This window comes from Actinoplanes sp. NPDC049802, from assembly GCF_040656595.1.
Classification (GTDB): Bacteria; Actinomycetota; Actinomycetes; order Mycobacteriales; family Micromonosporaceae; genus Actinoplanes.
Map to the genome: position 1 here is coordinate 23,593 of NZ_JBFAMR010000053.1, position 20,680 is coordinate 44,272.

Below are 20,680 nucleotides of genomic sequence, written 5' to 3' on the forward strand. Positions count from 1 at the left end.
CTCCCATCAGCGGAACCGTCTTCCGCTCATGCGCTCCGGCCGCACATAGTCAGGACCACCGCATGTGACCTGCGCCACGCGTGCCGTTCGACTCTTCCCAGAAGGGGCTCTTCATGCCCGAAACCGTTCCCGCCGATCCGTGACAGCGGACACCGGATCATCCCTTTTGGCGGACCTCATGCTCCACGCTGATGGACAGTCTGGATCCCTTCTGGCCGCCAGCTCGTCGCTCACCGTAGCGGCCGAGCGGAGGGCGACGGAAGCCGGTTCAACTCTCATGGGGACGTCGCCGGCTTGAGCCGTTGGGCGCGGTGGATCCTGCCGCCCCGCTTCCACTCCTCACCGCGTATGACGCGGCTGCGGTGCGGGTCGGCTTGCCACCGGATTGCGTGGTCCAGAGGGTTTCGTGCCGCCGGATCAGGATCGGCTCAGCAAGTCAAGCGCGCGCTGTCGGCAGGGCAATGAGCCACCTTTCGTTACTTGCTGTTATCGCGACATGGGGGACTCAGTCATGTCCGTGCACGAGGAAGTTGAGGTGTCCGCCAACACGATCCGGCCGGGGCCCGATGCCGGTCACCGGGGCGGTCATGCCGTCAGGCTGCTGATTGCATTCCCGGAAGGGACCTTCCCTGAAGGCAACCGTCACTCCTCATCCAGGCTGTTAGTCGCCTCGGCAAGCTGTCGGCGCAGGCTCGCCGCCTCGCCGGTCCGGCCGAGACCATCCAGGACATCCGCCAAGGTCCGGCACGCCGAGATCATTTGTCCGGCGAACATCTGCGGCAGTTGGCGCGCGAGCGGCTTGTAGAAGCTGATCGCCTCGGTGACCGATTCCAGAGCCTTGGGGTAGTTCGCCTTCACGTTCACGCATACCCACGGGCTTGGTCTCGGTAGCGGAGGCTGTAGAGCACTTCGGGGCTGGCCTGGATGTGGTCGGGACGGTGGCCAGCGTGCAGGATTCCAGGGCGGCGGAGTTCGCCGTCGGCGTGCTCAAGCACGGCCTGGACGCGGTTGAGGCGCCACTTCAGGGCGGCGGCCCGGCCGCCGGCGTTGCCCGCCACCCGCCGGGTCAGTCCGCAGCGGGACCCCCGAGCGGCCACGAATCCGGCCCCCGGCGTCGAGCGGCACAACGCGGTCGGCTCGCTGTCTCCGGGCTGGCCAAGGTCCTCGTCGACGGCATCGGCGTCGACGTTGTGCCTGCTCGATCGCGATGCGACGTGGGGCTCTTGTCGGGCATCCATACCCGACAGCGGGTAGGGTCGGCGCACGAGCGACACCTCGTACGAAGATCCTGCTGACTTTGCCGGAGAGCCGTGCGAGAGTCGATGAGAACGTCAGTAGTGGGCTCCGCCCTCCGCGCCGACCAAAGTTTGGTGGGCGAAGCCGACTGCCTTCTGCAGCCCTGCTCAGCCTTCGGCTAAGCGGGGCCGCTCCCGTTCAGCGCCCCGATCAGGGTGGCGATGGCGGTGACCAGCGTGGCGATCGCGATGATCGTCGTGTTGCTGGGCCCCCACCGCTTCTTCTTCTCAGGCTGGTCCTCTGACACGGTGCGCTCCTCTCCGGATGGACGCTCATTCGGCGGCCCCAGCTGATCTGGTCACCGAGATCAAGCACCTTCGAGTTGCGCTCTCACACCATACCGACCACGCCGAGATGGGCACATGAGGTGACCTCTCGAACGTATGTACGTTGCGGAGCCAGATGGGATCCTTTCCGTGCTGGTCAGCGGGCTCGGGTCGGGTGGGATTGGGGTGCCGGACGTGCATCATGCGGACACGCGGTTTCACATCTTTCACGCCGGGGCGCCAAGGAGAGCCGACACGTGGGGCCAGGGCCACACCGGCGCAGCATGGGTGGGATCGATCGGCACCCGCGGCGCGCAGCGTGGTGTTTTGGCAGCTCAGGTCGCTACTCGTCGGCCCGGCTCGGCAGGTGCGACGCCAGTCGATGAGCGCGGTGCGGATGACGACGCGGGGCGGTCGGTCCCGGGTCGACATGCCGGAACACGTACGACGTGGTGACCATGGCTAGGGCGATCTCCCAGCCGGGAACGGGTCGAAGTCGAGCAGCCCTCGACCTGTCGGGGTTGGTCAGTCTTGGTGTTCTTTCTGCCGTTGCGGAGCGGGTGCCGGCATCGGTGTGGACCATGCCGCGAGCAGGCGCAGTGCGTCTGCTGAAGGGCTGTCGGGTTCGGCCGCGTTGACGTACAGGGTGAGGCCGGGCTCTCCGGGCAGGGCGAGGGTCTCGTAGACCAGTTCCATGTCGCCGACGAGTTCGTGGTGGATCCGTTTCACACCGGCCCGGTGTTCGTGCACGTTGCGGGAGGCCCACCGGACCCGGAAGTCTTCGGACTGAGTGGCGAGTTCGCCGATCAGCTTGGACAGCTCGGTGTCGAAGGGATCCTTAGCGGCGGCGACGTGGAGCATCGCTGCGCTGTGGCTGGCGACCTGGTCCCAGTCGCGGTAGAACGTCTGCGCGCCCGGGTCGAGGTGGATGTATCGGGCGTGGTTCCACGGTCCGGTGGAGCCGGACAGCAGCCCTGAGTACAGGGCCCGCGCGAGCGGGTTCATCGCCACGATGTCGGATCGGTCGTTCTGTACGATGGCGGGCAGATCGGTCATCTGGTCGAGGACCAGCTGCAGCGTCGCGCGGATCGCCGGTGCCGCCGGACGCCGGGTCGGGGTCTTGGCCGTGCCGCGCTGGCTGCCGCGGGTGAGCTGGAACAGATGGCGGCGTTCCAGTTCGTCAAGCTGCAGCGTGCGGGCGATCGCGTTCAGCACGGCGTCGGAGGCGCCGACGGCGTCGCCACGTTCGAGCCGGGTGTACCAGCTGACGCTCACGCCGGCCAGGGCGGCCAGTTCTTCGCGGCGCAGCCCGGGAACCCGGCGACCGGTGCCTGCGGGGAGCCCGGCGTCCTGCGGCCGGATCTTCGCTCGGCGCGATGCGAGGAACTCCCGCAGCTCGGTCTTGTTGTCCATGATTTCGACTCTAGGCGCGTCCGCAGGGCTGAGGGTGTCACTGCCAATGACCCCATCAAGCGGCTCTGCCAGCCCGCGCGATGTTGCTGTTCTCTGGGGCCATGACCACTGCACGGGCTTACACCGCCACTTCCTCCACCGAGCCGCTCGTTGCCACTACCATCGAGCGCCGTCCCGTCGGACCGCACGATGTCCTGATCGATATCGCCTACTCGGGCATCTGCCACTCCGACATCAGCACCGTCCGCGGCGACTGGGGCCCGATCTCCTACCCGCTGGTCCCCGGCCACGAGATCGTGGGCACCGTCGCCGAGGTCGGCGCGCAGGTCTCCCGGCACAAGGTCGGCGACCGGGTCGGCGTCGGCTGCATGGTCAACTCCTGCCGTGAGTGCGTCAACTGCCGCGCCGGCCTGGAGAACTACTGCCTGAACGGCGCCACGTACACCTACAACAGCATCGACCGCGACGGCACGCCCACCCAGGGCGGCTACGCCACCCAGGTCGTGGTCGTCGAGGACTTCGTGCTCAGCGTTCCCGAGAACATTCCCTTCGCGGCCGCGGCCCCGCTGCTCTGCGCCGGCGTCACCACGTACTCGCCGCTCGCGCACTGGAAGGCCAGCCCAGGCTCGAAGGTCGCCGTCGTCGGCCTCGGTGGTCTCGGCCATCTGGCGGTCAAGTTCGCTCACGCGATGGGCGCCGAGGTGACCGTGCTGTCCCAGACCCTCCGCAAGAAGGATGACGGCCTGCGCCTCGGAGCCGACCACTACTACGCCACCAGCGACGCGAGCACCTTCACGACGCTGGCCAACACCTTCGACCTGATCGTGAACACCATCAGTGCACCGATCGACGTGCAGGCGTACCTGTCGCTGCTCGCCCTCGACGGCACGCTGGTCAACCTCGGAGCGCCCGCCCAGCCATTCCCGGTATCGGTGTTCGCTCTCATGGGCAATCGCCGTTCCTTCGCGGCGTCCGCGATCGGCAGTATCGCCGAGACCCAGGAGATGCTGAACTTCTGCGCGGAGCACGCCATCGCACCCGAGACCGAACTCATCACGGCGGCCGAGATCAACACCGCCTACGAGCGCGTCCTGAAGTCCGACGTCCGCTACCGGTTCGTCATCGACGCGGCCACCATCTGACCGGACACCCTCCGGCACCACCGCGTAGCGGCCCAGGTACGCCGACGGCGATGCCACCCAGGCCGAGAAGGTTCCGGATGGGTAGGGCAAGAGGCGCGGCCGTACTTATCCGGCGATTGTTAACAATCTTCCTCCATGGGGCACCTCCCGGTGCTCGGACGTCCGTGGGGGTGCGGAAACTCGCGCGGCAACGATCACGTGCCTGACAACCCGCGCAGAGGCTTCATAACACGCGATCGCCTGGGCTGGGGACGACCACCTCGTCGTCCTGAGAGCCCAGGCGATCGCCTTGAAAGAAGGGCGCTGTCATGATCGATGGAGAAATCAGGGAGCGGCTCGCGCTCGCGCAGACGGCATGGTTCACGTCCGTACGGCCCGACCGGTCGCCGCACACGGTGCCCGTCTGGTTCGTACACGACGAGGCCGACCTCTGGGTGGCAAGCTCCCCATCGAGCCGCAAAGTGGCGAACGTGCGATCGAACGACCAGGTATCGCTCGCCATCGACGGATCCGGTGGGGAGCCCCTGGTCGCACAGGCCCGCGTCGACATCCTCGACGAGCTGCCGCAATACCCGGGCGTTGTGGCGAGCTTCGCTCGCAAGTACGGGGGCTTCGACATCACGACGGAGTCCTACTCCGGTCCTCTGGTGCTGCTGCGCCTGTCCATCACCCGGTGGCTGCTCGACGGTTCCGCCCAATGACGGCGGCACGGACGACCACGGCGACGCGATCGCAGCGCTGCTCGACGTCGAGCCCAAGACCATCTCGCAATACCTGACCGAGTCTCGCCCGGGCGAACGCTACGAGCGCCATCCGTTCCCGGCCCCGGACGGCCAGCTCGGCCGCGCGCCCTGGTGGCATCCCACCCGCGCCGACGAGATCCGCGACTGGGATGCCCGGCGCCCCGGACAAGGTGCAGGCGGCGGCCGCCCGCGCGCTGCTACCGCCGACCAGTAGCGGGGTGCGACCGCGAGCAAGCCTCCCAACGAACCAGCCGCCCACTCGACTCCCGTGCGTCCGGTGGGCGGCTGACATTTATCTGGCGCCTACCCGGACATCTTGGCGACGTCTCCCAGGACATTTAGCTGGCGCTTAACACAGCCCTCCCACCAGATCAAGCCACCCGAAGTTTCGTCGAGCGTGATCAATGCAGAAGGTCGCTGGAGCTACCACCGTGCTGACACGCTCGCGACGATCCCGGCTGTCACTCAAGCGGCAGGCTGCTGACAATGTTGCGCGCCAGATAAATGTCAGTGGATGCGCCGGGTAAATGTCGGCTCGGAAAGTCGCGGAGATGGAGCCGAGCGCTTGGCTCTCACCGTCTTTTACGGGCTCCGTTTCGAGGAGTGGTCGCAACCGGTTTTCTCGGTTTGGGGGGCACCCGGCGTGCGGCGGTAGGTGCCGTGGACGAGGTGGGTTGCTGCTGGACCATGGGTAGAGCCTGCGCCGCAGGGGCCGGCGAGTTCCGCTTGCTGTGGCGATACACCAGGAAGCCGACAACTGCAGCGAACTGGGCGGCCAGCGCCCCGCCGACGCTGCTGAAGAAGGCGCTGATACGCCCTGCTGCTCGTGCTGACCACGTGGCTGCGGTGTCCTCAGCGGTGATGATGATGTCTTGCACCAACACCGTGCCCAACGACCTGGTGCTTATGGCCTGCTGCGGAGTCACCTCGATGGTGATGTCATATGTGCCTGGGCGAGCCGCGGTGAATGACCATTCCCACCGCTGGACTTTCGCGTTCGTGTCCTTGAAAACGAGGCGTTCGCCGTTGCCGTCGGATTCGACGGCTAGATTTCTGCTGGGTGATTGGAGTTTGGCAGCGACGTTGGCTTCTACGCCGACCTCGTGCGGCTTGGTCATCTGGATGTTTGGTTCCTTGTTGATCAAGCAGTTGGCCACTGGCGACGCGCATACCGCCAGCTCAATCTTGAACGACTGATCGACCTGGACCGTTTTCGGATAGTACGCGATGACGGTGCCTAGGCCGAGATTGGCGAGGTCCTTGCGGGCCCCTGCCTGGATCTCCTTGTGTTCGCTACTTGTGTCTCCACCGCCAGGATCATCGACGAGGCCGCTGAAGCCGCCGGGTCTTGCGGCGTACAGGTAGCCCAGGTAGCCGACGAGGAGCCACAGGCACAGGATCAGGAAGATTTGGAGCTGGTGGTCGGCTTTGCTGCGTGGGCGTTCTGCCATGGGTTGCCGCCTTGTGGTCGAGGGCGGTGCGGCGCGCCTGGGGGCTTTAGGCCGTAGCGCGGTCGAGGTGGGTGTAGACGGTGCCGCGGGTGACTCCGAGCGTTTGAGCGATTTGCTCGACGGTGAAGGCCTGGGAGGCGTACATCTGCCGGGCGACGGCGATCTTCTCCGGGGTCATCTTGCGGGGCCGGCCGCCGTTGCGGCCGCGGGCACGGCGGCCGGCGATCGCGGTAAGTCCTGCGGCGGTGCGTTCGCGCAGCAGGTCGCGTTCGAACTCGGCGAGGGCGGCGAAGAGGTGAAACGTGAGTCGGCCGGATGCGGTGGTGGTGTCGATGTTCTCGCGCAGGCTGCGGAACTGCACGTCGCGTTCGTGCAGGGCGTTGACGGTGTCGATGAGGTGGCGCATGTTGCGGCCGAGCCGGTCCAGTTGCCGGACCACGAGGACGTCGCCGGGGCGTAGGTAGGCCAGCGCGGCGGCGAGCTGGGGCCGGTCGGCTTTGGCGCCGGAGGCGACGTCGGTGAACGTCTTGATGCAGCCGGCGTTGGTGAGGGCGTCGTGTTGCAGGTCCGGGTTCTGCTCGCGGGTGGAGACGCGGGCGTATCCGATGTCCGTCACGGTCCTGACTGTACGGTTCGTCCGTCGACGGCCCGGGGTTCCGAGACGTTGATTTTTCGACGTGTTTCTGACAGGGTCCGGGATCATCGGTCGGCCTGTTTGACCTCGGTGGTCCTGGCCGTCGCCATGCTCGCGATCGGCCCCCGCTCCGCCGCCCCGCTGAACGTCACCCACGACTGACCGGGTCCCCGGGACGGCGGCGCGACGCCCGCGCCCGGGACCTGGGGAGTCAGGCCGGGTCCACGAGTCGCGCCGCCTTGTTCGCGATCGCTTCGATCTTCGGGTTCAGCTCCCGGAGACGGTCCTCGTGCCCGGCGACGATCCCGGGTTCGGCCTGGTGCGAGCCGTCGACCAGCTTCTTCAGCCGTCCCGTCTTCTCGTCACAGCGGTACCAGGCGGCGGCCAGGTCCGACTCCCGCGGCGAGGGGACGTACTCGCGGGCGGGCTTGACCGGGCCGACCTCCACCGTGCCCGGCTTCCGCTTCGGCGTCCAGTCGAGAGCCTTGCCCCGCGACTTGCCCAACGGCACACCGAACGGCGTGAAGTCGTACGGGCGCTTCAGATAGGCCTGCCGGTCCGGAACCTCGTACCCCTCGCCGGCGAGACAGTCCAGAAGCGGCTCGGACTCCCGCGGAACGGCCTCGCGAACCCACGCCCCGTACGCCGTCGACAGCTCGTTGCCCAGCTCGGCGTAGGCGAGCACGGTGGCCCGGCTCTCCTCACCCAGCGCGTCGTCCGACTTCCGGGTGCAGCGCTCCAGTGCCGCGTCGAAGCGGGGGTCGTTACTGAGCACGATGGGCGCCTCGGCTTCCTGGGGCTCACGGAGGCCCGCGACCGGGCGTCCGCTTCCGAGGTGTAGCCCTGGAAACGCGCGTTGCCGATCGCCAGGAGGTTGCCGAACATCTCGTACCGGCGATTTCCCGTCCGCTTGAGCTGGGGAAGCCCTGGCCCGCCATGCATTCGGAGACGAGGACGTTCGTCGCGTACGAGATGAAGTCCATCCTGTCGCCCAGGAAGAGACCGAAACTCAGATCCCCGCCGGAACCGGATCTCGACGCCGCCGGCTGCTTCGGGACGCCGGGAACGGGTTCGTCCGCGCTGCATCCTCCGGCACCCAGAAGCACCAGGCTCACGGCGAGAGCGAACGATCCGATGCGGCTTGACGGCCGGACCTGGGCCCGACGTCACCTGACCCGGCTGACGCGCAAGAGGGCCGACACGTCTCCGCGAGGTGACAAGGACCGCCTCAGCCGCTCGGCGGTCAGGCGTTGCTCAGCGACGGGGAGCGCGGCAGGACACGAGCCGAACCGTACGAACTGCCGGACCGGTCGCGCTCCAGCCAGCCGGTCTCGACCAGCATGCGGCGGACCGCGGCCACGTCGTCGGCGGCGCGCGCGATCCGGTCGTTGACCTCCGGCTCGGTCAGGACGCCGTCGACCGCCAGGAAGCGGGCGAACAGCTCGGCGGCCTGCTGGTAACGGTCGCTCAGCGTGGGCGGCAGGCTGTTCAGCCGGCCGTGCGAGAAGAACGGCTTGAGCTGTGGGTACTCCGAGAGCAGGGCAGCGATCGGCTGGGCCCGGTCGAGTGCCTGGGCGGCCTCCCGCAGCACGTCCGGAACCACCCGGTACACACCGTCGCCGGTGCCGGTGGCCACTCCCGCGCCGACCAGCCGGCCCAGCAGCTCCACCACCTCGGCGCGGGGCAGATCCAGGTGGATGGTCATCTCGAAGATGGTGCAGCCGTCCCGCCCGTGCCGGGCCAGCTCGGCGAAGGCCCGCAACCGGGCCGGGTGGGACAGGAGCATGAGCAGCCCGGAGGCGTGCGCGGCGGGTACGGACATGCCCACACCGTAGGCGCGGCCGGAACGCGCGGCACCCGAATTTTCCATTGACTTACCTCGATCGCTAAGCGAGGCTGTGGCCACACAGCACGCCGCCGGAGCCACGCGGCGCGAAAGCATGGGCAGCTTTCGCGAGTCCACCCGCAGGCGGACCTGTCGCGTCGAGTGACGGTCCCCCAGCTCAGGAGTGCTGAGTTCATGCTTTCTTCCGTACGCGTCAAGTTTCTGATCAGTGCCGTGGTCGCGGCCCTGGCCGCGTCGCTCGCCGTCCTCGCCGTGCAGACCGGCCCGGCCGCGGCGCACGGCAACGTCACCGGCCCGGCCTCCCGTAACTACGGCTGTTTCGAGCGGTGGGGTTCGGACTTCCAGAACCCGGCCATGGCCACCGAGGACCCGATGTGCTGGCAGGCGTGGCAGGCCAACCCGAACGCCATGTGGAACTGGAACGGCCTCTACCGTGAGGGCGTCGCCGGCCGGCACGAGACCGCGATCCCGGACGGGCAGCTCTGCAGCGCCGGGCACACCGAGAGCGGACGCTACAACGCCATGGACGTGGCCGGCGACTGGAAGGCCACGTCGATCGGCAACTCCTTCACGGTGAAGCTGTTCGACGGGGCGCGGCACGGCGCCGACTACATCCGGGTCTACGTGACGAAACCCGGATTCAACCCGATGACCACCGCACTCAAGTGGGCCGACCTGCAACTGCTGACCACGGTGCCGAACACGCCGGCGGCCCAGTGGACCCACCAGCTGAGCAACGGCGTGCAGATCGACATCCCGGCCAGCGTGTCCGGGCGGTCCGGGCGGGCCATGCTCTACACCATCTGGCAGGCCAGCCACTCGGACCAGTCGTACTACTTCTGCAGTGACGTGAACTTCGGCGGCGTCACCAGTTCGCCGTCGACGTCGCCGTCCTCGTCGCCGTCGACGTCCCCGTCGGTCTCGCCGTCGGTGTCGCCCTCGGTCTCGCCCAGCACCTCGACGGCGCCGGGCTCCTGCTCGGCCACCCACGCGGTGACGTCGCAGTGGTCGGGCGGATACCAGGGCGAGGTGAAGGTGACCGCGGGCAGCTCGGCGGTCAAGGGCTGGACCGTGACGCTGACCTACCCGGGCACGTCGCCGGTCCAGCAGGCCTGGAACGCGACGCTGACCACCAACGGCAGCACGGCCGTGGCGGCGAACGCGTCGTACAACGGAAGTCTGGCCGCGGGCGGGAGCACGACCTTCGGCTTCCTGGGCTCGGGTTCCGCGGTGACGCCGGCGCTCACCTGCACGGCCACCGCCTGACCCTTTCGCATCGGCGTTCATCTTTGTTACAGTGCGGTTAATGGGAGCGCTCCCAGAGATCTAGCCGTCCCCCGTCCCCCAGAAACGGAGGCGATACAACACCCGCGTGGCCCGGCTCCGTCCACGCACGTGCTGTGACTCTTCCCGACGGGAAGCGCGGGCGCCCCACCCGTTCCCGTCACCGCCGCCAGGCCGTCATCAGTTCCTCCGGCCCGAAGGCGGCGTGCAACCCCGTCGCGGTCACCCCACCGCGGCTGATCGCCAGCAGCGGCACCGGTACGTCGGTGACGGCGGCCCGGTGCCGCTGCAACGCGAGCAGATCGTGATCGTCGAAAGCCGCTCGTTCCAGCCATTTGATCGACCCGAGGAAGTACAGCTCGCGGGCGACCGGCTCCCGGTCCGCGCCGACGATGTCGATCTCCACGCTGTTCGATCTCGTCCAGTAGGCCCCGACCACGGGCGCGGCCGGCAGCGAACCGGCCGGAAGCAGCCGCGCCAGCGACTCCCGCAGCAGCGGCTCGACCGCCCGCCCGCGCCAGCTCGTCCAGCCGGCCCGGACCCGCTCCAGCGTGATGTCCCCGCGGAGCCGCTCGATCTCCGGGAGGTACGGCCGGACGAACGTCAGCCAGAACCGCAGGTACGGGTCGGTGACCCGGTAACGCCGCTCCTTCGTGGGCCGGGTGGAGACCGGCAGCTCCGCCGCGACGATGCGCTTGCCGACCAGCGTCTCGGCGGCCCGGGTCAGCGTCGTGTGCGAAATGCCGCCGGCGGCCCGTGCGATGTTGGTGAAGGTCCGCTCCCCGCTGCCGATCGCGGCGAGTACCGTGGCCGCCATCGCCGACTCGGGAAACTCGGCGGCCAGCGACCGCTCCGCGGACACCAGCAGTGGAGACACCGGGTTGGCCAGCTCGGTGGCGAGGAAGTCCCAGAGACCGGCACCAGTGGGCCAGGCTGCACAGATCAGTGGCAGCCCACCGGTGACCAGGGCGGCGTCGAACGCCTCGGCGGGCGCCAGGCCGAGCATGTCACCCACCTCGGCAGGGCTCAGCGGCCCGAGCACCATCTCCCGTCCGCGCTGGTGGAACGGCCGGCCGTAGGAGCCCAGCGCCTCCATCATCGACAGGTCGGACCCGATCAGGATCAACAGCACCGGCTTGCGGCTGAGCTCGCGGTCCCATGCGCGCTGCAGGATCCCCTCGAAGGCGTCCACCCGCTCCATCAGGTAGGGCGTCTCGTCGATCACGACGATGCTAGGCCGGTCGTCGGGCAGCAGGCTCGCCAGCTGACGCAAGGCCGCGCTCCAGTTGCCCGGGCTGGCGTCGTCGAAGACCTCCCGATCCGGAAGGGTGGACCCGAGGATCGCCTCGGTGAACTCCGCCAACTCGGCCTCGGCGGTCGCTCCGGCGGCGGTGTAGAAGACCGACGGGGCGCCGGAGCGATCCGCGAACACCTCCACGAGGCTGGACTTGCCGATCCGGCGGCGCCCGCGGATCAGCACGCACTGACCGGGCCGGGAACCGCCGACCCCGGACCCGACCTCGGCCAGCAGGCCGTCGAGGCGGCGGAGCTCACCGTCACGTCCGACGAACGCCACCACACGCGCCTCCCAGAGTTAGTCACTTCAGCGATAGTATCACTTCCGATACTATCCGGGAGGTGCTCCACCGCGCTCAGCCCGGAGGTCGCGGCAGAGGCGGGGGCGGGCCGGGGATCGCGGCTCTGTCGTACCGAGAAGGGGTTTCGACCGCCGGTGAGCGGAGGCTCGACGCTGAGCCGCCGCCCACCGGTGGGGTCTCAGAGCAGCGGCACGTCGAGACGGTCGGCCAGCTCGTCGCGGCTGACGTCGTGGGTCTCGCGGACGCGGATGCCGTCCGGGGTGATGAGGAAGGTCGCCATGTCGGTGTAGACGCGGGTGACGCACGCCTTGCCGGTCAGCGGGTAGGTGCAGGACGGCACCAGTTTCGGCTCGCCGGTCTTGGTGAAGAGGGTCATCATCACCCAGACCTCCTTGGCGCCGACCGCGAGGTCCATGGCGCCGCCGACCGCCGGGATGGCGTCGGGGGCGCCGGTGTGCCAGTTGGCCAGGTCGCCGTCGGCGGACACCTGGAAGGCGCCCATCACGCAGACGTCCAGGTGGCCGCCGCGCATCATGGCGAAGCTGTCGGCGTGGTGGAAGTAGGCGGCGCCGGGCAGTTCGGTGACCGGCTGCTTGCCCGCGTTGGTGAGATCCCGGTCGGCCTCCTCGGCTCCCACCACCTCGCCCATGCCGAGCATGCCGTTCTCGGTGTGCAGGATGACGCCGCTGTCCGGTTTCAGGTAGCGGGCGATCGCGGTGGGCCGGCCGATGCCGAGGTTGACGTAGGCGCCCTCGGGGATGTCCCCGGCGATGAGCCGCGCGAGTTCATCGGTCTGCAAGGGGCACCTCCACGAGCCGGTTCACGTAGATGGAGGGGGTCACGATGATCTCCGGGTCCAGTTCGCCGACCTCGACGATCTTCGACACCTGGGCGATGGTGAGCTTCGCGGCGGTCGCCATGACCGGGCCGAAGTTGCGGGCCGTCTTGCGGTAGACCAGGTTGCCGAGCCGGTCGGCGACGTGCGCGCGGATCAGGGCGGCGTCGCCGTGGATCGGGTACTCCAGCACGTACTCCCGGCCGTTGATCACCCTGGTCTCGCGGCCCTCGGCGATCGGGGTGCCGACGCCGGTCGGGCAGTAGAAGGCGCCGATCCCGGCTCCGGCGGCGCGGATCCGCTCGGCCAGGTTGCCCTGCGGGACCAGTTCCAGCTCGATCTTCCCGGCCCGGTACAGGCCGTCGAAGTGCCAGGAGTCCGCTTGGCGCGGGAAGGAGCAGACCATTTTCCGTACGCGTCCCGCGGCGATCAGCGCGGCCAGGCCGGTGTCACCGTTGCCGGCGTTGTTGCTGACGATGGTGAGATCGCCGGCGCCGTGCTCGATCAGCGCGTCGATCAGCTCGACCGGCATGCCGGCCATGCCGAACCCGCCGACCAGCACGGTGTCGCCGTCGTTGATCTCCTTGACCGCGGTGAGCGCGTCGGTCACCTGTGTCTTCACTGAGGCCTGTTCACGACCTTCCTTGAGTCGATGCTGCCCGGAGCCGGGGTGCGGCGTCTCCACCGTCGTGGACAAGCCTCATCGAGTGCAGTTCTCCAGGACGACGGCGAGGGCCTGGCCCACGCCGATGCAGATGGCCGCGACACCCCAGCGCTCGTTGCGTTCGCGCAGCACGTGGGCGAGGGTGCCGAGGATGCGGGCGCCGGACGCGCCGAGCGGGTGGCCGATCGCGATGGCGCCGCCGCGGGTGTTGACGATCCCCGGATCGATGCCCCAGGCGTCGACGCAGGCCAGCGACTGTACGGCGAACGCCTCGTTGAGCTCGACCGCCCCGACGTCGGACCAGCCGATGCCGGCCCGTGCCAGGGCCTTCTCGGCGGCCTGGACCGGGGCGAACCCGAACTCCTGCGGGTCGAGGGCGTGCGCGCCGCGGCCGGCGATCCGGGCGATCGGGTCGAAGCCGATGTGGAAGGCGGCGGCCGAGTTGCCGAGCAGCACGGCTGCGGCACCGTCGTTGAGCGGCGACGCGTTCCCGGCGGTGATCGTCCCGTCGGGGCGGAACGACGGCTTGAGCCGGGCCAGCTTCTCGGTGCTGCTGTCGGCCCGGATGCCCTCGTCCCTGGTCAGGTCACCGGCTCCGACGGTCAGCGCGTCGTAGAAGCCGTCGTTCCACGCCTGGTCGGCGAGCCGGTGGGAGCGGACCGCGAACTCGTCCTGCCGCTCGCGGGAGATGCCGTACTTCTCCCCCAGCTGCTCGTTGCACTCCCCCAGCGAGACGGTCCACTCGGCCGGCATCCTCGGGTTGACCAGCCGCCAGCCGAGCGTGGTGGAGACGGCCTCCAGGTTGCCGGCCGGGAAGGCCCGTGACGGCTTCGGCAGCACCCACGGGGCCCGGGTCATCGACTCGACGCCGCCGATCACCACGATGTCGGCGTCGCCGGCGGTGATCGCCCGGGAGCCGATGATGGCGGCGTCGAGGCTGGAGCCGCAGAGCCGGTTCACGGTGCTCGCCGGGACACTGGTGGGCAGGCCGGCGAGCAGCACCGCCATCCGGCCGACGTTGCGGTTGTCCTCGCCGGCGCCGTTGGCGTTGCCCCAACAGACGTCGTCGATGCGGCCGGGGTCCAGGTCCGGGGCCTTGGCGAGCAGGCCGGTCAGGGCGGTGGCGGCCAGGTCGTCGGGGCGCACCTCGGCGAGGGCGCCGGAGTAGCGGCCGAACGGGGTACGGATGGCGGCGTAGACGAACGAATCGGTCACTGGTGCTGCTCCTCGTCGAGCTCGGTCAGGACGCGCTGGGCGATCCGGAAGGCGGTGTTGGCGGCGGGCACGCCACAGTAGATCGCGGTCTGCAGGATCAGTTCCTTGATCTCGTCGTCGGACAGCCCGTTGGTGCGGGCCGCCCGTACGTGCATGGCCAGTTCCTCGTGGTGTCCGAGAGCGATCAGGGCGGTCAGGGTGATCAGGGAGCGGTCGCGCCGTTCCAGGCCGGGGCGGGTCCAGATCTCGGCCCACGCGTACCGGGTGATCATGTCCTGGAAGTCGCGGGTGAACGCGGTGGTCCCGGCGGTGGCCCGGTCCACGTGCGCCGGCCCGAGCACCTCGCGGCGGACCTTGACGCCGGAGGCGCGCAGCTCGTCGAAGTGCTGGTCGAGCAGGGCGGCGACGACCTCGGGCGCCTCGGCCGGGGCCAGGTGGGCGACGCCGTCGAGGACGACCAGGCGGCCGTTCAGGACGCCAGCGGCGATCGCGGCCAGACTGTCCGGCGGGGTCGGCCGGTCGTGCGCGCCGGCGACGGCCAGGACCGGGGCGGCGATCTCGGCGAGCCGGTCGCGGACGTCGAACTCGGCCAGCGCCTCGCACGCGCGCGCGTAGCTGTCCGGGTGGGTGGCCCGCAGCGCGGCGACCAGCGGCTCCCCGCCGGTGAAGCCCGGCGCGAACCAGCGTTCCCGGGCCCCGGCGACCACGGCGTCCATGCCCTCGGCCCGGACCAGCTTCGCCCGGTCGTGCCACATCGCCGCCTCGCCGATCCTGGCGCCGGTGCACAGCAGGGCGGCCGCGGTCACCCGTTGCGGCGCGTCGAGCAGCAGTCGCAGGCCGACCGCCCCGCCGATCGAGTCGCCGGCGTAGCCGAACGCCTCCCCCGGCCGGATCCGGTCGGCCAGTGCGAGCACCGCGGCTGCCAGGTCGGCGATCGTGTAGGGCCCGGTCGCCGGGGCGCTGCGGCCATGGCCGGGCAGGTCCCAGCCGACCACGTGGTAGCGGCCGTGGAGCCGCCCGGCGCAGCGTGCCCACAGCGTCTCGGCGGTGGTGCCCACCGAGGGCCCGAGCAGCAGCAACGGCCGGCCGGGCGCGTCGGTGAAGGTGGTCGCGGTCAGCAATCTGCTCCCTCTCCGCGCTTCTTCGGGGGTACGCCGGACGCACGGGCGATCAGGGCGTCGATGATCCGGTCGGTGGCGCCCGGGTAGGGGTCGCCGGAGGCCGCGCCCGGGTCGATCGAGCGCTGTTCGGCGTCGATCCCGGGCCGGGCCGTGTCCAGGTTGGCGGTCATCCGGACGGTGTCCACCCGGAGCCCGGCCAGCAGTTCGGCGGTCTGCGAGCCGGCCGTCACGGTGCGGCGGGCCAGTGTGCGCAGGGTCGCCCACTCGACGTGCCAGCCGCCGTCCGGCCGTTCGTCGACGGCGGCGGCCGCGCCCGCGTGCACGGTCGCGGCCAGGAACGGCGCGGCCAGGGCGGCCCGCTTGACCAAGACGGACAGCACCGGGTTCCGCTTGTTCGGCATGGCCGACGAGCCGCCCCGCCCGGCGACCGCGCCCTCGGACAGTTCGTGGATCTCCGGCCGGCTGCCGGCCAGCACGTCGTTGGCGATCCGGCCCCACGCGTCGGTGCAGGTCACCAGGGCGTCGGCGAAACCGGTGAGCGGGGCCCGCGCGGTGTGCCAGGGGTCGCGCACCGGCAGGCCCAGAATCTCCGCGGTGGTCTCGATCAGGTCGCCGGCCGCCGCCGGGGAGCCGGCCAGGGCGACCGGGGCGGCCAGGCTGCCGGCCGCCCCGCCGACCTGCGACGGCAGATCCGCGGCCGACGCCAGGCGGTCCCGGGCGTCGAGCACGCCGGTCAGCCAGCCGGCGGCCTTGAGACCGAACGTGATCGGTACGGCGTACTGGGTCAGGGTCCGCCCGGCCATCGCCGTCGCCCGGTGCTCGCCGGCCAGCCGGGCCAGGACCGCGGCCTGCGCGGCGAGGTCGTCACCGATCCGGTCGGCGGCGTCGCGCAGGCACAGGACCAGCCCGGTGTCCACGACGTCCTGGCTGGTGAGGCCCCTGTGCAGCCAGGACGCGGCGACCGGGTTACGGGCTCCGAGCCGTGTGCGGAGCAGTTCGAGCAGCGGGATGAGCGGGTTGCCGCCGGATTCGGCGCCGGCCGCCACGCCCGCCACGTCGTCCGGGCCGACCAGCCCGTCCAGGTCGTCGCGGGCGTCCGGGGTGGCGACGCCGTGCAGCACGAGCGCGGACAGCCAGGCGGCCTCGACCCGGGTCATGGCCGCGCACACGGCCGCGTCGGTGAAGACGTCGCCGGCCCGTTCGTCACCGGGCCACAACAGATCGCTCACCGCGTACCCCTCATGGTGTGTGCCTGAGCGCCGGGTGCCCGGAACGCGCGGCACGAACCGTGCGTCAGGTCCATGCGTCGCGGAGGCGGGGGTAGGTGACGAAGACGGTCTCGCCGTCGCCCTGCAGGCGGATGTCGAAGACGAGGCCGCCCGGCTCACGGGTGGCGATCAGTGTGGCGCGGCGGTCCGGCGCGACCGACTCCAGCAGGGTGTCCTGGGCCAGCAGGTCCGGGTCGTCCGGCAGGTAGGCGCGGGTGAACAGGCGGTCGAGCAGGCCGCGGGCGAAGACCGTGACGGCGAGGAACGGGGCCTTGCCCGGTTCGGTGGCGCCCGGTTCGAGGGTGGCGAACTGGTAGTGCCCCTCCGGGTCGGTGGCGGCGCGGCCCCAGCCGGTGAAGGTCCAGCCGTCACGGCGCAGCGAGCCGGGCTGGCGCGGGATGTGGCCCTGCGGGTCGGCCTGCCAGATCTCGACGACCGCGTCCGGGACCGGGTCGCCGGCGCCGTCGTAGACGTGCCCGTGCAGCCGCAGCGCCCGCGGGTGCGACGGCGGGACCAGCTCGTTCATGCCGGAGTACTCGAGGCCCAGGTGGAAGAAGGGGCCGACGGTCTGCCCGGGAACCGCGCTCATTCGGCTTCGTCCTCGATGTCGGAGTCCAGTGGGGTGCGGTGGGTGCCGGTGAGCACGATGTCCCAGCGGTAACCGGTGTTCCACTCCGGAGTGGTCACGTCGTGGTCGTACTGGGCGATCAGCAGCTCCCGCGCCTTCGGGTCGGTGATCGACTGGTAGATCGGGTCCAGCGGGAACAGCGGATCGCCCGGGAAGTACATCTGGGTGACCAGGCGCTGGGTGAAGTCGGTGCCGAAGATCGAGAAGTGGATGTGCGCGGGCCGCCACGCGTTGACGTGGTTGCGCCACGGGTACGGCCCCGGCTTGATGGTCTGGAACCGGTACGTCCCGTCCGTCCCGGTCAGCATCCGGCCCACCCCGGTGAAGTTCGGGTCGTGCGGCGCCGGGTGCTGGTCGCGCTGATGCCGGTAACGGCCCGCGGCGTTCGCCTGCCACACCTCGACGAGCTGGCCGGCGACCGGGCGGCCGTCGCCGTCGAGGACCCGGCCGGTGACCACGATCCGCTCGCCCAGCGGGGTGCCGGCGTGCTGGATGGTCAGGTCGGCCTCGTCGTCGGCGACGTCACGGTGCCCGAACGCCGGCGCCCACAGCTCGACCGCCTCCGGGTCGACCAGGTGCGCCGGCAGTTTGGGATGCCGGAGGATGCTGCTCCGGTACGGGGCGTAGTCGATCCTCGGCTGAGGGCCGCCCGGCTGCTGGGCCGCCGCCTCGATCTCCCGGTTGATGTCAGCTTGTGACGACTCCATGTTCACGCTGCGGACGCTAGGCGCAAATGCGTCCCACGGCGATACTCTTCTTCCACTGAACGGAAGGGGGCCTCGTGGGCGCCAGTGTCACGTCCCGCGCGCTCGCCATCCTCGGCTCGTTCGACGGCGAGCACCGCAGCCTCTCCCTGAGCGATCTGGCCCGCCGCGCCGGCCTGCCGCTGGCGACCGCACATCGCCTGGTCGGCGAGTTGCAGCGGTGGGGGGCGCTGGCCCGTGAGCCCGGCGGCGACTACGTGATCGGCCGCCGGATCTGGCAACTCGGGCTGCTCGCGCCGGTGCAGAGCGGCCTGCGCCAGGCGGCTTCCCCATTTTTGCACGATTTGTACGGCACGACTCTCGCGACCGTGCACCTCGCCGTCCGCGACGGTCTCCAGGTGCTGTATGTCGAGCGCCTGGCCGGGCACGTCTCGGTGCCCGTGGTGAGCCGGGTCGGGTCACGCCTGCCGATGCACGCCACCGGGGTCGGGAAGGTGCTGCTCGCCTACGCCCCGGAGGAGGTGCGCATGGAGGTGCTGCAGAACCTCACGAGGATCACCGCGTACACCGTCACCCAGCCCGCCCGCCTGCTGGAACAGTTGCGCCGGGTCCGCGCGGAGGGTTACGCGACCACCGGCGAGGAGATGAGCCTGGGCGCCTGCTCGGTGGCGGTGCCGGTGCGCAGCGGCGACACCGTGGTGGCGGCCCTCGGCATGGTGGTGCCCGACCTGCGGCGGCAACTGCCCCGGCTGGTCTCCGCCCTCCAGGTGGCGGCGCACGGCATCGGCCGGACCCTCAGCGGCGACCCTTCCATTCAGTGGAAATAGGGTCTTGTGTCCCGGCGGTTCGGGACTGAACGCTGGGGGCATGCGAACCCAGGTCGCCATCATCGGCGCCGGCCCGGCCGGTCTGCTCCTCTCCCACCTCCTCGCCCGGGGCGGGGTCGACTCGGTGGTCCTCGAGACCCGGTCCGAGGAGTACGTCGCGGCCCGGATCCGCGCGGGCATCCTGGAGCACTCCAGCGTCGAACTGCTGGAGTCCGCCGGGCTCGGCGGGCGCCTCCGGCAGGAGGGTGACCAGCACCGGGGCATCTACCTGCAGTGGCCGGGCGAGCGGCACCATCTCGACTTCGTCGACCTGACCGGCCGCAGCGTGTGGGTCTACGGGCAGACCGAGGTGCAGAAGGATCTGATCGCGGCCCGTCACGCGGACGGCCAGGAGATCCACTACGAGGTCTCCGACGTGGAGTTGCATGACCTCGGGTCGGACCGACCCCATGTCACCTACACCGACAAGAACGGGCTTGACAGCCGGTTGGATGCTCTGTGTATCGCGGGCTGCGACGGCTCGTTCGGGCCCAGCCGGCAGGCGGTTCCCGCGGCCCGGATCTACGAGAAGGTCTACCCCTACTCGTGGTTCGGGATCCTCGCCGACGTGGCCCCGTCCACCGACGAGCTCATCTACGCCTGGCACCCCGACGGCTTCGCCCTGCACTCGATGCGCTCCGCCACGGTGAGCCGCCTCTACCTCCAGGTCCCCAACGGCACCGACCCGCGGTCCTGGCCCGACGACCGGATCTGGGAGGAGCTGTCCACCCGGCTCGGGCACGGCCAGAACGGCTGGAAGCTCAACCCCGGCCCGATCACCGACAAGAGCGTCCTGCCGATGCGCAGCCACGTGCGGACGCCGATGCGGCACGGCAACCTCTTCCTGGCCGGCGACGCCGCGCACATCGTCCCGCCGACCGGCGCGAAGGGCCTCAACCTGGCGATCGCCGACGTGGCACTGCTCAGCAAGGCCCTGATCGCGTCGGTGAAGGAGAAGAACCCGGCGCTCGCCGACCGCTACTCCGACGACGCGCAGCGCCGGGTCTGGCGGTGCACACACTTCTCCTGGTGGATGACGACGATGCTGCACACCTCGGGCGACCCGTTCGACGCCGAGTTGCAGCTGTCGCAACTACGCTGGGTCGCCGGGAGCCGGGCCGGGGCCACCGGCCTCGCCGAGAACTACGCCGGGCTTCCCATCGGCTACTGAGGTGCCGTCCGGCGGATCGGTGGCCTTGATGGTCGGCGGCGCCGGCGCGTGGTCGACCGCCTCCCGGTAGGTGCCGGTCGGCAGGGTGGACGGGCTGGCGCCGGGCGGGACCTGCCCGTTCGGCGCGGCCGGCTCCCGGGCCAGCAGGCCCTTGGCCAGCGACGCCACGGTGGCCAGGAACGCCACGTTCAGCGCGCTCTCCCAGTCGAAGGTGGTGACGTCGAAGGCGCCGGCCGTCATCGAACCGGCGAGCGACGACAGGAACGTCTTCCCGAGCCGGACCAGCAGATCCGGCCAGAAAGCCAGGTTCGTCATCTTCGACAGGTACTGCACCGCGGTGAGGACCACCGAGGAGAGGAACGCGCCGGCCGCGATGGTCAGCGAATACCTCCACGGCAGATCGATGACCGAGCCGACGCCACCGGCCAGCAGGGTCGCGATGAACACCTGGCCGGCCGACCAGCCGGCCCGCTCCAGGAAGTCCAGGAGGACTGCACGCCACTTGGGCACAACGTCCGTCATCACATCGACGCTC

General features: G+C 70.1%; 22 protein-coding genes and 1 pseudogene. 5 read left to right on the top strand and 18 right to left on the bottom strand.

The genetic code is table 11. From position 1 onward, the window contains the following. Window positions 1–642 precede the first annotated feature (642 nt). From AB0I88_RS29230 to AB0I88_RS29245, 4 genes are all read right to left on the bottom strand, one after another. On the bottom strand, window positions 643–858 hold the full coding sequence (locus tag AB0I88_RS29230; RefSeq protein ID WP_361031536.1) for a hypothetical protein: 216 nt from the start codon (window positions 856–858) through the stop codon (window positions 643–645). Window positions 859–860: 2 nt separating this feature from the next. Beyond that, window positions 861–1,265, bottom strand: a complete 405-nt coding sequence (locus AB0I88_RS29235; RefSeq protein WP_361031539.1) for a hypothetical protein — start codon at window positions 1,263–1,265, stop codon at window positions 861–863. Between the two features lie 149 nt (window positions 1,266–1,414). Continuing rightward, on the bottom strand, window positions 1,415–1,543 hold the full coding sequence (locus tag AB0I88_RS29240) for a hypothetical protein (RefSeq protein ID WP_361031542.1): 129 nt from the start codon (window positions 1,541–1,543) through the stop codon (window positions 1,415–1,417). A 544-nt stretch (window positions 1,544–2,087) separates the two neighbouring features. Further along, window positions 2,088–2,975 (bottom strand): helix-turn-helix transcriptional regulator, encoded by an 888-nt coding sequence (locus AB0I88_RS29245; RefSeq protein WP_361031545.1) that lies wholly within the window; start codon window positions 2,973–2,975, stop codon window positions 2,088–2,090. A 101-nt stretch (window positions 2,976–3,076) separates the two neighbouring features. Here AB0I88_RS29245 and AB0I88_RS29250 point away from each other — a divergent pair, with 101 nt between their 5' ends. Beyond that, the gene (locus AB0I88_RS29250; RefSeq protein WP_361031548.1) at window positions 3,077–4,117 is read left to right on the top strand and encodes an NAD(P)-dependent alcohol dehydrogenase; all 1,041 of its coding nucleotides are present in this window, start codon (window positions 3,077–3,079) and stop codon (window positions 4,115–4,117) included. A 308-nt stretch (window positions 4,118–4,425) separates the two neighbouring features. Continuing rightward, window positions 4,426–4,818 carry a pyridoxamine 5'-phosphate oxidase family protein gene (locus tag AB0I88_RS29255; RefSeq protein WP_361031551.1) on the top strand — a complete coding sequence of 131 codons (393 nt, stop codon included), beginning with the start codon at window positions 4,426–4,428 and terminating at the stop codon, window positions 4,816–4,818. 614 nt (window positions 4,819–5,432) lie between these two features. Here AB0I88_RS29255 and AB0I88_RS29260 read toward each other — a convergent pair. The 4 genes from AB0I88_RS29260 to AB0I88_RS29275 form a co-directional block, all read right to left on the bottom strand. Continuing rightward, window positions 5,433–6,311, bottom strand: coding sequence for a hypothetical protein (locus AB0I88_RS29260; RefSeq protein WP_361031554.1), 879 nt, complete (start codon window positions 6,309–6,311; stop codon window positions 5,433–5,435). Window positions 6,312–6,357: 46 nt separating this feature from the next. After that, window positions 6,358–6,927, bottom strand: a complete 570-nt coding sequence (locus AB0I88_RS29265; RefSeq protein ID WP_361031557.1) for a recombinase family protein — start codon at window positions 6,925–6,927, stop codon at window positions 6,358–6,360. Between the two features lie 229 nt (window positions 6,928–7,156). After that, window positions 7,157–7,720 (bottom strand): hypothetical protein, encoded by a 564-nt coding sequence (locus AB0I88_RS29270; RefSeq protein WP_361031560.1) that lies wholly within the window; start codon window positions 7,718–7,720, stop codon window positions 7,157–7,159. A gap of 468 nt (window positions 7,721–8,188) precedes the next feature. Then, window positions 8,189–8,767, bottom strand: coding sequence for a DUF2087 domain-containing protein (locus AB0I88_RS29275; protein WP_361031563.1), 579 nt, complete (start codon window positions 8,765–8,767; stop codon window positions 8,189–8,191). A 198-nt stretch (window positions 8,768–8,965) separates the two neighbouring features. On the opposite strand from AB0I88_RS29275, the gene AB0I88_RS29280 reads away from it, so the two are divergent. After that, window positions 8,966–10,057, top strand: coding sequence for a lytic polysaccharide monooxygenase (locus AB0I88_RS29280; RefSeq protein ID WP_361031566.1), 1,092 nt, complete (start codon window positions 8,966–8,968; stop codon window positions 10,055–10,057). A gap of 178 nt (window positions 10,058–10,235) precedes the next feature. Here the strand turns inward: AB0I88_RS29280 and AB0I88_RS29285 are convergent, their stop codons facing one another. The 9 genes and pseudogenes from AB0I88_RS29285 to pcaH all read right to left on the bottom strand — a co-directional run bounded on the left by AB0I88_RS29285 (window position 10,236) and on the right by pcaH (window position 18,111). Then, a complete protein-coding gene (locus tag AB0I88_RS29285) occupies window positions 10,236–11,651 on the bottom strand; it encodes a DUF234 domain-containing protein (RefSeq protein ID WP_361031569.1) in 1,416 nt (471 codons plus the stop codon). A 200-nt stretch (window positions 11,652–11,851) separates the two neighbouring features. Continuing rightward, window positions 11,852–12,472, bottom strand: coding sequence for a 3-oxoacid CoA-transferase subunit B (locus AB0I88_RS29290; protein WP_361031572.1), 621 nt, complete (start codon window positions 12,470–12,472; stop codon window positions 11,852–11,854). Further along, window positions 12,459–13,130, bottom strand: a complete 672-nt coding sequence (locus tag AB0I88_RS29295) for a 3-oxoacid CoA-transferase subunit A (protein ID WP_361031575.1) — start codon at window positions 13,128–13,130, stop codon at window positions 12,459–12,461. Before AB0I88_RS29295 ends, AB0I88_RS29290 begins: the two co-directional genes overlap by 14 nt. Window positions 13,131–13,208: 78 nt before the next feature. Next, a complete protein-coding gene (locus AB0I88_RS29300) occupies window positions 13,209–14,387 on the bottom strand; it encodes a thiolase family protein (protein WP_361031578.1) in 1,179 nt (392 codons plus the stop codon). Beyond that, window positions 14,384–14,761: a 4-carboxymuconolactone decarboxylase gene (pcaC, locus tag AB0I88_RS29305; RefSeq protein WP_361031653.1), complete on the bottom strand. Its 378-nt coding sequence runs from the start codon at window positions 14,759–14,761 to the stop codon at window positions 14,384–14,386. The genes AB0I88_RS29300 and pcaC overlap by 4 nt, the downstream gene beginning before the upstream one ends. A gap of 36 nt (window positions 14,762–14,797) precedes the next feature. Next, window positions 14,798–15,445: pseudogene (locus AB0I88_RS29310) on the bottom strand (alpha/beta hydrolase); the annotation flags it as partial. Window positions 15,446–15,501: 56 nt separating this feature from the next. Continuing rightward, on the bottom strand, window positions 15,502–16,737 hold the full coding sequence (locus tag AB0I88_RS29315) for a lyase family protein (protein ID WP_361031581.1): 1,236 nt from the start codon (window positions 16,735–16,737) through the stop codon (window positions 15,502–15,504). 64 nt (window positions 16,738–16,801) lie between these two features. Continuing rightward, window positions 16,802–17,365, bottom strand: coding sequence for a protocatechuate 3,4-dioxygenase subunit alpha (gene pcaG / locus AB0I88_RS29320; protein ID WP_361031584.1), 564 nt, complete (start codon window positions 17,363–17,365; stop codon window positions 16,802–16,804). Next, the gene (gene pcaH, locus AB0I88_RS29325) at window positions 17,362–18,111 is read right to left on the bottom strand and encodes a protocatechuate 3,4-dioxygenase subunit beta (protein WP_361031656.1); all 750 of its coding nucleotides are present in this window, start codon (window positions 18,109–18,111) and stop codon (window positions 17,362–17,364) included. Before pcaH ends, pcaG begins: the two co-directional genes overlap by 4 nt. A 74-nt stretch (window positions 18,112–18,185) precedes the next feature. Between pcaH and AB0I88_RS29330 the strand changes: the two genes are divergently transcribed. Then, entirely contained in the window at window positions 18,186–18,935 is a 750-nt protein-coding gene (locus AB0I88_RS29330) for an IclR family transcriptional regulator (RefSeq protein ID WP_361031587.1), read from the top strand. 40 nt (window positions 18,936–18,975) lie between these two features. Continuing rightward, window positions 18,976–20,145, top strand: coding sequence for a 4-hydroxybenzoate 3-monooxygenase (locus tag AB0I88_RS29335; RefSeq protein ID WP_361031590.1), 1,170 nt, complete (start codon window positions 18,976–18,978; stop codon window positions 20,143–20,145). Here the strand turns inward: AB0I88_RS29335 and AB0I88_RS29340 are convergent. Further along, window positions 20,068–20,667 (bottom strand): holin, encoded by a 600-nt coding sequence (locus AB0I88_RS29340; RefSeq protein ID WP_361031593.1) that lies wholly within the window; start codon window positions 20,665–20,667, stop codon window positions 20,068–20,070. The genes AB0I88_RS29335 and AB0I88_RS29340 overlap by 78 nt on opposite strands. Window positions 20,668–20,680: the final 13 nt, after the last annotated feature.